This is a genomic window from Candidatus Nitrosopumilus sp. (genome assembly GCF_029882185.1).
Lineage (GTDB): Archaea > Thermoproteota > Nitrososphaeria > Nitrososphaerales > Nitrosopumilaceae > Nitrosopumilus.
The window spans coordinates 1-8,513 of record NZ_JAOULD010000048.1; the positions used below are offsets into that span (position 1 = coordinate 1).

Below are 8,513 nucleotides of genomic sequence, written 5' to 3' on the forward strand. Positions count from 1 at the left end.
TTGGCCAAAGGGTTCATAAAATTCAGTTCCCGGAAATTCTCCTTCATAGAAAAATTTTTTGGCATTCAATTGAGATTCAAAAGAAGCATTGCTGTTTTCAGATGTTGTACTGTCCAATAAAACTAGCGTGGGCGAATATTCCTCCAAACCATCAATTTTAGGAACTACAATGCTTGCATAAAACAAATCTCCCTGTTTTGCATCAAATGAATAAAATTTTGCCTCATTTGGGTCTAAGTTCTCATAAATTGCCCATGAAATCTTGTGATCAGGAATGTGTAATGCAGAATCAAAGTTTGTATGCTTGTCATCATGACTGATTAACTTGTGTCCATACACAGGGCCGGTTGAAATAACTGCAAAGACACAAAGAATAATTATAATTTTTTTCATATTCCGTTTCTTTGAAATCAGTATTTTAACTCTAACAAAAATTTTTCAAGTTAGCACTAGTATTATTTTTAAGCACTATTCATATATGAAAAAATCCTGAATTAAGATATGAATGGAGTTTCAGTGCAAAAATGTGATAATTGTGGAAAAGAGTTCCAAGAATGGTCTTGTGATTATTGCTACACCAAGTTGGTCACAAAACAAATAGGAGATTTAACATGCAGAAATTAGACAGTACAGAAATCAACAGGTTTATTCCAGATGTGAAAATTCCAATCAGAATTGCTTTTATCAAACCTAATGGCATACCTGGCGTTATTTCTCTATGGTATACGTACAATGATGGCAAAATCTACTGCGCTACGCAAAAAACAGCAAAGATTGTCTCATATCTTCAAAAAAATTCCGTATGTGGATTTGAGATAGCAGCAGACAATCCACCTTACAAGGGAATTCGTGGAGAAGGAACTGTCAAAATTTTAAATGATAAAGGGACAGATTTTCTTGAGATTTTGATGGATAAATATTTGGGAGAAAAAGACTCAACGTTATCTAAATTTTTAAGAGATAATTCTAAAACGGAGGTGGCAATTGAAATCACTCCGCATAAAATCTTCAATTATGACTATTCTAAAAGAATGAATGATGTATGACAATATGATGAAGGATCAAGAGTGTCCAACTTGCGGTTCTAAAAACTTTGGAAACATACAGATGAAGAGGAATCAAGATGCATCTATAACATGGAAAAAACAGTGCCATAATTGTAAAAAATTCTGGTATGTATAATTTTGGAATAAATTATTTGAACATGAACTATATGATTCTATATTGGTGTTTTTGTGTATAACGTAGGTATTGGTTTAGATAATAATTTCTTCCTAAAGGAAATTTTATAATACATCAAAATGCCAAACAACTCCAGATATTCAACAAATCCTACGGTGTAAAAATGCAATAGCCATCCATCAAGACTTTGATCAATTGATGCAATAGCTGCACTCATCTGAGGAAATGCTGTTAGTAATGCCACCGGAACCATCAAAAATGCAACAAACCAATCAAACGCCTCCAATTCCTTTGCGGACTCTAAGATTTCTTCAGAGTTTATTGTGGACATATTCTCCATATTCTGCATTTTTAGTTCAGAATAAACTGAATTTCCCTGATCAATTGCAAAAATCATCCCGCCTAATATCAAAAGAAGAAATATCGACTCACCGATAACTAGTAAGCCACGTTTGCCTTTTTGAAATTTATACATTTGTCGCTCAAGCATAGGACCAAAGAAACTGAGTTTCTTCTTTCTTGCAAGAATGATTACAGATATTGAAATTATAGAAATAATGCCTAGTGAACCAAACCAGTTATCTGAAACATATTCTACAAAAAGAAGTCTAGGTGGCAAGAGTAGCCCTCCCATCACTCCAAATACAATTAGAGACTCAAAAATTCCTCTCAATTTCAGATTCCCAAGAAAACGTCTTCATAGTTGGATTAATTGAAATTTGCTTTTAACCAAGACGATTAATTTCTTCTAGTGCCAACTTTTGGATTATTTTTAATGTGTTCATCCTGGACAGACGTTTTTCAAATGGTTTTTTTTGGGTTCCCTCTAGCTTTTGTTCTCAATACTGCCTTGCAACAGATACATCTAGTATCATCAATTGCCAAAAATATTCCACAAAATGTGCATCTTTTCTGCCCAATCTCGTATCTAATCTTATTTGAAACTGCTTCAGCTCTATACATGGTGCATATTCCTCTGCATGTTCTACCCATTAATCTCACCTCCCATAATTCTCTTAATCTCCTTTGATCTGTCTCTGATTGTCACTGCACTAATACCAGAAACTTTGGAGATTTTCAACTGTGAAACTTTTTCCTTGTTCATTGCTGAAGCTAAATGTATAGCTGCCGCGGCCATGGCCATAGGATTCTTGCTAGCAGTAATTCCTTTTCTTTGTGATATGTGTAGAATTTTTAATGCATGTCGTCTTGTCCTTTCTGATGCGTTTGTCGCATTTACAATTCTAGATACAAATTCAATCGGGCTATATGATTCAGGATATATCTCAAGCTCCTTTAAGAGAAACCTGTAGATACTTTGAAGTTGTTTTCTTTTTATATTTCCTGCACTGGATACATCCTGAATGGTTCTCGGGGTGTTAGTTAACCTACACGCGATGTATATTGCAGCACATAAAATTCCTGCATTCGATCTTCCTGAGAGTAGTTTTTTTGATCTTATTTTTCTAAACAAATAAGCTGTTTCTTCCACTGCAGTATCTGGAAGTCCTAATTTTGCTTTTATTCCATCTAGCAATGCAAATGCCTTGATATATGATTTTTCAGTATTTGCAAATCGACTATTCCTATCCCACATTCTTAAGCGATAGAATGTTCTCTTGTTTTCAGCCGAAAGCGATTTTCCAGTAGAATCTTTGTCTTTGGATTCTATAATGGTAGAAAGGCCCATGTCTGCCATTTTCAGAGATATCTTTTGCCCTGTCCTGGCATTAGTTTGATATTCTCCCCCCGAAATCCCCGTGGATTCATTGCCCATATCTACGGATTTTTCTGTAATGACTGTGCCACAATAGCTGCACGCAATTTCGCCAGTTATCAAATCAGTTATCATGGAATTTTGTTTGCAATTCCTCAGATGAACTAAATCATTCAATTTACTCTCTCCAACGTGAAAGGATTCCACAATTACGGCTTGAAATAGAATGAACCAACAGATCTACGGAATCTGAGCTAGATTCAAGGAAGTTTTTGACATCTTTGGCGCCCATTTTTCTCCCCAATATTTTTTTAAAAGTAAATGCTACTAGCATAACTAAATTAAGGAAATAAATTATTTAAAGCCGGGACAAAAAAACATCTAGTGGTAATTGCATCATTTTATCAAGTTTAATTTTTGCATTCAAGCTGATGAAAGGCAATCAAAAAGTTGGCACCATATGATGATGTCATGATTTTTAATATACGAAAAATAACAATTTCTAAATATCATGGATATCACTACAGACAGTGCACCAACACGATGAATTTTATTTTAAAGAAAAAATCCAGTGTAAGTAGAGACAAACTCTATTCAATCAGCATAGATGTTGAGAATTTTCCTAAGGTAATGCCGAAATATTTTAAATCCATCATCGTTAGAAAAACAATTGGAAATGAAATTTTTGTAGATGAAAAAATTCATTTTCTAGGTAGTTTTTTGGATGTAAAAACAAAACATGTGATTACTCATCCAAGAATACACGAGGTCCACATACTGTCGGGTCTACTACGAGGATCGTCTTTTGTTGAATCATATGATGAAACATCTGATGGAGTAAACGTTGTAATTGATGTTTCAATTATGTTTAATGGTGTTTCAAAATTACTTTTGCCGTTTGGATTTTTGATAAAAATGCAGATGGCAAGAGTAATGAGTGAATTTCTTGATTCTGCAGAAAAAATTATTTTTGATTTGAATGACAAATAAAGTTAGCACTAGATCAAAAAATTAGTCCCATTATAAATACAAATTTCCATTCACACATTTATGGATAAACACGTTTATGTGATTGGCGCCGGGATAAGTGGACTTACTACTGCCTCATTACTGGTCAAAAAGGGTTATTCTGTAGACATTTTTGAGAAAATGGGTAAAATAGGCGGCAGAACCGCCTCCACTGTTTTTAGAAATCACATATTAGACAATGGATTTCACATAATGCCCTTTTACAAAAAATCTGCAATCTTTCAAGTTTTAAAAAAATTAAATATTGACTCAAATCTTAAACTTGCCAAAGTGGATAAAATTGCGTTTTATTCGGATACCGGGTTTCACAAGTACCCAAAAGGAGTAGTAGACTTGCTTCAACTTTCTCTGATTCCCTTTTCAAGTAGAGTCAAACTTCTCAAAGTGTTGCTCCCCATGGCATTTGCGTCAATGAGAAAAACTGAGGAATGGGACAATCTTTCTTTAACGGAGATTACAAAAAAACTCGACTCAAACACAAATGCATTCTTTGAGGCTGTTTGCATGCTTGCATTTGCAGACAATGCTGAACATGTCTCTCTGGGAGAATTTGCAAGAACCATGATTCGTGCAAATCCTTTCAAGGGAGGAACAAGTGAATTTGCCTATCCCGATGATGGAGGGTATGATGCGATATCTCAGGTATTGAGTAATTATATTATTGCAAACAAGGGAAAAATTCACCTAAACTCACCAATTAAAAAAATTGTTGTAAATGACTCTAGAATCCAAGGAATAATCACAAAAGATGGTATTTTTCACCCTTCAGAATGTGTTGTTGTGTCATTGCCTGCATATCAGGGAATAAATCAACTGTTTGATCATGATGTGTTTGATAAAAAATTTATCGATAAAGTAAACAAATTAGACAAGACTACTGCAGTAGTTGAAGTTCATTTTGCACTGAACAAAAAAATAGATTCCAGGCAAATAGTTTTTCCCGTAGGTGCTTTTACTACAAAGGGATTTTTCTTTATCTCAAACATTACTCCATAAGTGTGTCCTTCAGGTGAACACTTGATGATTGCAGGAACTCCGATTCATCCATCCGTAGCTGAGAATCCAAAAATGATTAAAGAGATCGTAGCAAAAATGAAAGATGAGTTAAATTCGATATATCCTGAATTCAAAAAATCACTGCTTTGGGACAGACCAATGGCTTGGAAATTAGTTGAATCAGTAGTAAAGGAGCCAGGATCAGTATGGAAATCAAAGATGCCTCATGAGATATCTCAGGTAAAGGGCCTATATTTTGTGGGTGATTCCACCATAAGCTATGGAATAGGAACGGATTCTGCAGCACACAGTTCAATTCTTTGTTATCCAAAAATAGAGCATTTCTTAGGACATTCTAACTAATTGTTGTACGAATAATTTTTGGCAGTTGATCAAGCGATAAATTTGCAAAAATTTCTGCATCAAAGTTTGGTATTTTTTCCTGTTCTAGGGCATAGCCACCAACTATGATGGGAATTTTAAAACTCTCTTTAATTTTTTTAATCAGTCTTTGTCCTGCTTTTAGGTTGTCTTCTAACGTGATGGAAACCATTACTAATTCAGGGTTTTTATCGTCAATGAAATGTAAAATGGATTCTGTTGGGATGGATGTTCCCATGTTGAAAACTTTGTATCCCTTGCTTGTAAGATATGTTTCTATTACATCGCATCCAAGATGATGCTCTTCTCCAACTGGAACACAAAGCAGAATCTTCTTTTTGTTACCCGAAGTATTTGCTTCATCCATGATGATTTTTACTAGTGTTTGGGCGACATTGCTTGCAACATGCTCTGTAGCTATGCTTATTTTGTTATGTGCCCAGTCATCACCTATTTGATGCATTACAGGTCTTAGAATTTTATCAAAAAAGTCTGTAGAATTAAAAATCTTTATGTAATATTTATAAATTTGAACGCAGCTTTGAATGTCTCCATCTGTAAGTTTTTTGTATAATTGCTTTCTGGATTTTCTTGATGCCTCTTCTCTTTTCTTAATGTCTTCTGGATTGTGTCCTGCTAAAACTGATAGAATTTTTGGATTGTCCTGGTATTCCACTGGAATATCATCCTTGATTACCTCAGATGCCTTGCCAAGATACTTTACAATTTCCTGCCTTGATGTGTTTTTCTTTGAATCCCAAATGCTTTTGACTAGATAAAGATATTGATCACCTTTGACTTTCTTGGCTCTAATGTACACCATGGTTTCGTTTTCTACATCATCTATTTAACTAATGCCCAATAATAGTTCTAGTGCTAAATCATTTACGGTAAATTTAGTTTTTATTATTCAAAACTGCAAACAAAATTCCAGGTCTCGTATCGGCATACAACAAAAAATAGGTCTGCCTAGCCAAGTAGGTATTGTTAAATCTGTAGATTAACGGACCTATTTCTGACAGCATTTTCCCTACAGTGATCTGTTCTTCTTTGAATTGACGCAATAATTCATAGTATAGATCTTTTTCTGACTGACTAAAGTACTTTGAAAAATATCCAAAAATATGCATCATTACGTTGAGATGAGTCTTTATCGTGGGTTCTTTTTTGAGAGCGATTTTGAGGTGTTCCTCGTATTTATCTAAAATATCATGCAATGGAATTTTTTTGTGACTTGCAACAATATTCCCAAGCAACTTTAACTCTTCTTGATTGTGAGCCATTAACATGTATTTGTTCATGGCTTGAAAATCAACAAGATCCCGAATTTTTTTTGAATTTTTTACAACAGAAAATCTATCTAACACGAATTTGATAGCATCTTTTTCTGATACTATTATCTTATCTACATCAGCGCGTGTAAAATTTTCACTCACTACTTCAGATTTTGATAATTGCTTATAAAGTCAAAAAACATAAAACCAAATTACCACTAGTTTGTAAAACAAATACTTGATAAATGTTGGCACTAGAAAATGGTTTGGAACTAGGTTATATGCAATGAGCACAGACTTATCTACATGAAAGGAGCAATACTTGCAATAGCCGCAACCCTCCTAGTTGGCTCTATTACTCCATTTGTTAACGCAGAAGGAGTTCCAGCTTGGGTTAAAAATAATGCGGGATGGTGGGCAGATGGAACAATTTCAGAAACTGAATTTGTATCAGGTGTTCAGCATTTAATCAAAGAGGGAATACTGAAGGTACCTCCAACAACAATATCCGATGAGAAGACACATCAAAGCATTCCAATTTGGGTTAAAAATAATGCGGGTTGGTGGGCAGATGGAACTATTACCGACGGTGAATTTTTAAACGGAATTCAACATTTGATAAAAATTGGAATTGTCAATGTTCCAATATCAGAGAATTCACCATCCCAAGAAGAATCCAGTTCTAGTTCAGAATTAGTTGCACTGGAAGCAGAACTGGATAAATGTGCAGAAATTGTTACAGCATACAAAAGAATCGATTGTGAAAAACCAATCAAAAAGGCCATTACTTTACACACATACAAAATGACCGCCGAAAAGTTTGACGTAGGACCAATCACATATTATTGGCCAGGGGTTAGCTCTGAAGGAAATGAGTTTTACATCACCCCAACAGGACAACCAATATTGTCAATTCGTATGCTTGCCGAAAACATCAGCCCAGAAACCACTGCAATAAACTGTACCAGTCCTCAAATATGCGCATATGATGTTTGGGATGGTGAAAAAGCCTTCAAGTATTCTGGAATGGACTTTACGAGTGGACAAATTGTACTGAATCCCGGAGATTCAAGAGAATTCAATATACTGTTTGGTCCGAACATAGGATATGGTGGAACAGAGTTTGAATATGATTCATCAAAAGATTATTTCTTTAGAATCAATGAAGACTTTGGTACCGCATCCATTCCATTGAATTTGGAACAGTGATTCTGTTTTCTCTTTTTTTCTTTTTGAATAATTTCTTTCGGGATAATGATCAATATCTCTTCTAAATATTCATAGACGTCAATAATGATTTTCAATAATTTATTTAGAAATCAAAAATTAGATGATAAGAGGATTTTATTCTCAGATAGTTTTCCGATGTTTAGGGAAATATCTTTTGATGAATCATAAAATTTACAACAAACATATCAAACATGGTTAGACCACTATGAAAATAATTACAGAAATTTTGATATCTTAGATAAGAAAAATGAATATGAGCAATGCATCAACTCAATTGAAACACAATGCTGAGAATGTTGAAAAATAACATATGATCAGATTGGTTTTCCCTTGTACTGATAATCAATTATCTTATGGAACGTATTGTGTGATGCAATTACAGCCAGAGTCGATAATGCAGCCCAGATGAAATTTCTGATTGTTATCAGTTCGTTTGGCTTGTCGATTATCAGCGAGGTTTCAAACACAACATAAAAGTTGTCAAAGAGCCAAAATGCCAAGGTTACCCACGAGAGTATTCCTCCAATGAGAAACCCCAATCGGGTTTTGCTTTTAACAAATACTATTGCAGTTATTATTACAATGTACCAAAATATTCCTGCTAAAATCCACACAGGCTCAAAGAGTTCAGACCGGTCATCCAACCAATAGTATGTTGTTCCGACTAGGGCCATTGTGATTAGTGATGCAAGTAACAATTTTTG

At 34.5% G+C, this 8,513-nt stretch carries 10 protein-coding genes and 2 pseudogenes; 5 read left to right on the plus strand and 7 right to left on the minus strand.

Features of this window, described 5'->3' with window-relative positions; all coding sequences use genetic code 11:
- Positions 1-393 (minus strand): annotated as a pseudogene (locus OEW78_RS08940) (hypothetical protein); the annotation flags it as partial.
- Positions 394-611: 218 nt separating this feature from the next.
- Here OEW78_RS08940 and OEW78_RS08945 point away from each other — a divergent pair.
- Complete coding sequence (locus OEW78_RS08945) at positions 612-1,046, plus strand: hypothetical protein (protein WP_300326961.1); 435 nt, start codon at positions 612-614, stop codon at positions 1,044-1,046.
- 173 nt (positions 1,047-1,219) lie between these two features.
- Here OEW78_RS08945 and OEW78_RS08950 read toward each other — a convergent pair whose 3' ends face one another.
- The 3 genes from OEW78_RS08950 to OEW78_RS08960 all read right to left on the minus strand — a co-directional run bounded on the left by OEW78_RS08950 (position 1,220) and on the right by OEW78_RS08960 (position 3,076).
- Positions 1,220-1,801 (minus strand): hypothetical protein, encoded by a 582-nt coding sequence (locus OEW78_RS08950; RefSeq protein ID WP_300326962.1) that lies wholly within the window; start codon positions 1,799-1,801, stop codon positions 1,220-1,222.
- A gap of 182 nt (positions 1,802-1,983) precedes the next feature.
- On the minus strand, positions 1,984-2,175 hold the full coding sequence (locus OEW78_RS08955) for a hypothetical protein (RefSeq protein ID WP_300326963.1): 192 nt from the start codon (positions 2,173-2,175) through the stop codon (positions 1,984-1,986).
- Complete coding sequence (locus tag OEW78_RS08960) at positions 2,168-3,076, minus strand: transcription factor TFIIB (RefSeq protein ID WP_300326964.1); 909 nt, start codon at positions 3,074-3,076, stop codon at positions 2,168-2,170. The genes OEW78_RS08955 and OEW78_RS08960 overlap by 8 nt, the downstream gene beginning before the upstream one ends.
- Positions 3,077-3,442: 366 nt before the next feature.
- On the opposite strand from OEW78_RS08960, the gene OEW78_RS08965 reads away from it, so the two are divergent.
- From OEW78_RS08965 to OEW78_RS08975, 3 genes are read left to right on the plus strand one after another with little or no spacing between them, the layout of a single operon-like run.
- Positions 3,443-3,889 (plus strand): hypothetical protein, encoded by a 447-nt coding sequence (locus tag OEW78_RS08965; RefSeq protein WP_300326965.1) that lies wholly within the window; start codon positions 3,443-3,445, stop codon positions 3,887-3,889.
- 60 nt (positions 3,890-3,949) lie between these two features.
- On the plus strand, positions 3,950-4,924 hold the full coding sequence (locus tag OEW78_RS08970; RefSeq protein WP_300326966.1) for an FAD-dependent oxidoreductase: 975 nt from the start codon (positions 3,950-3,952) through the stop codon (positions 4,922-4,924).
- Between the two features lie 24 nt (positions 4,925-4,948).
- Positions 4,949-5,287, plus strand: a complete 339-nt coding sequence (locus OEW78_RS08975; RefSeq protein ID WP_300326967.1) for a hypothetical protein — start codon at positions 4,949-4,951, stop codon at positions 5,285-5,287.
- Here the strand turns inward: OEW78_RS08975 and OEW78_RS08980 are convergent.
- Positions 5,280-6,128 carry a cobalamin-dependent protein gene (locus OEW78_RS08980; protein WP_300326968.1) on the minus strand — a complete coding sequence of 283 codons (849 nt, stop codon included), beginning with the start codon at positions 6,126-6,128 and terminating at the stop codon, positions 5,280-5,282. The genes OEW78_RS08975 and OEW78_RS08980 overlap by 8 nt on opposite strands.
- A 73-nt stretch (positions 6,129-6,201) precedes the next feature.
- Entirely contained in the window at positions 6,202-6,741 is a 540-nt protein-coding gene (locus tag OEW78_RS08985; RefSeq protein WP_300326969.1) for a YbgA family protein, read from the minus strand.
- A 144-nt stretch (positions 6,742-6,885) separates the two neighbouring features.
- Here OEW78_RS08985 and OEW78_RS08990 point away from each other — a divergent pair, with 144 nt between their 5' ends.
- Complete coding sequence (locus tag OEW78_RS08990) at positions 6,886-7,788, plus strand: peptidase (protein ID WP_300326970.1); 903 nt, start codon at positions 6,886-6,888, stop codon at positions 7,786-7,788.
- Positions 7,789-8,123: 335 nt separating this feature from the next.
- Here OEW78_RS08990 and OEW78_RS08995 read toward each other — a convergent pair.
- Positions 8,124-8,513 (minus strand): annotated as a pseudogene (locus tag OEW78_RS08995) (epimerase); the annotation flags it as partial.

What these genes read in the sequence shown, in the direction of transcription:
- OEW78_RS08945 (WP_300326961.1), top strand. Translation starts at nt 612, where the DNA reads ATGCAGAAATTAGACAGTACAGAAATCAACAGGTTTATTCCAGATGTG.
- OEW78_RS08955 (WP_300326963.1), bottom strand. Translation starts at nt 2,175, where the DNA reads ATGGGTAGAACATGCAGAGGAATATGCACCATGTATAGAGCTGAAGCA.
- OEW78_RS08965 (WP_300326965.1), top strand. Translation starts at nt 3,443, where the DNA reads ATGAATTTTATTTTAAAGAAAAAATCCAGTGTAAGTAGAGACAAACTC.
- OEW78_RS08970 (WP_300326966.1), top strand. Translation starts at nt 3,950, where the DNA reads ATGGATAAACACGTTTATGTGATTGGCGCCGGGATAAGTGGACTTACT.
- OEW78_RS08975 (WP_300326967.1), top strand. Translation starts at nt 4,949, where the DNA reads ATGATTGCAGGAACTCCGATTCATCCATCCGTAGCTGAGAATCCAAAA.
- OEW78_RS08980 (WP_300326968.1), bottom strand. Translation starts at nt 6,128, where the DNA reads ATGGTGTACATTAGAGCCAAGAAAGTCAAAGGTGATCAATATCTTTAT.
- OEW78_RS08990 (WP_300326970.1), top strand. Translation starts at nt 6,886, where the DNA reads ATGAAAGGAGCAATACTTGCAATAGCCGCAACCCTCCTAGTTGGCTCT.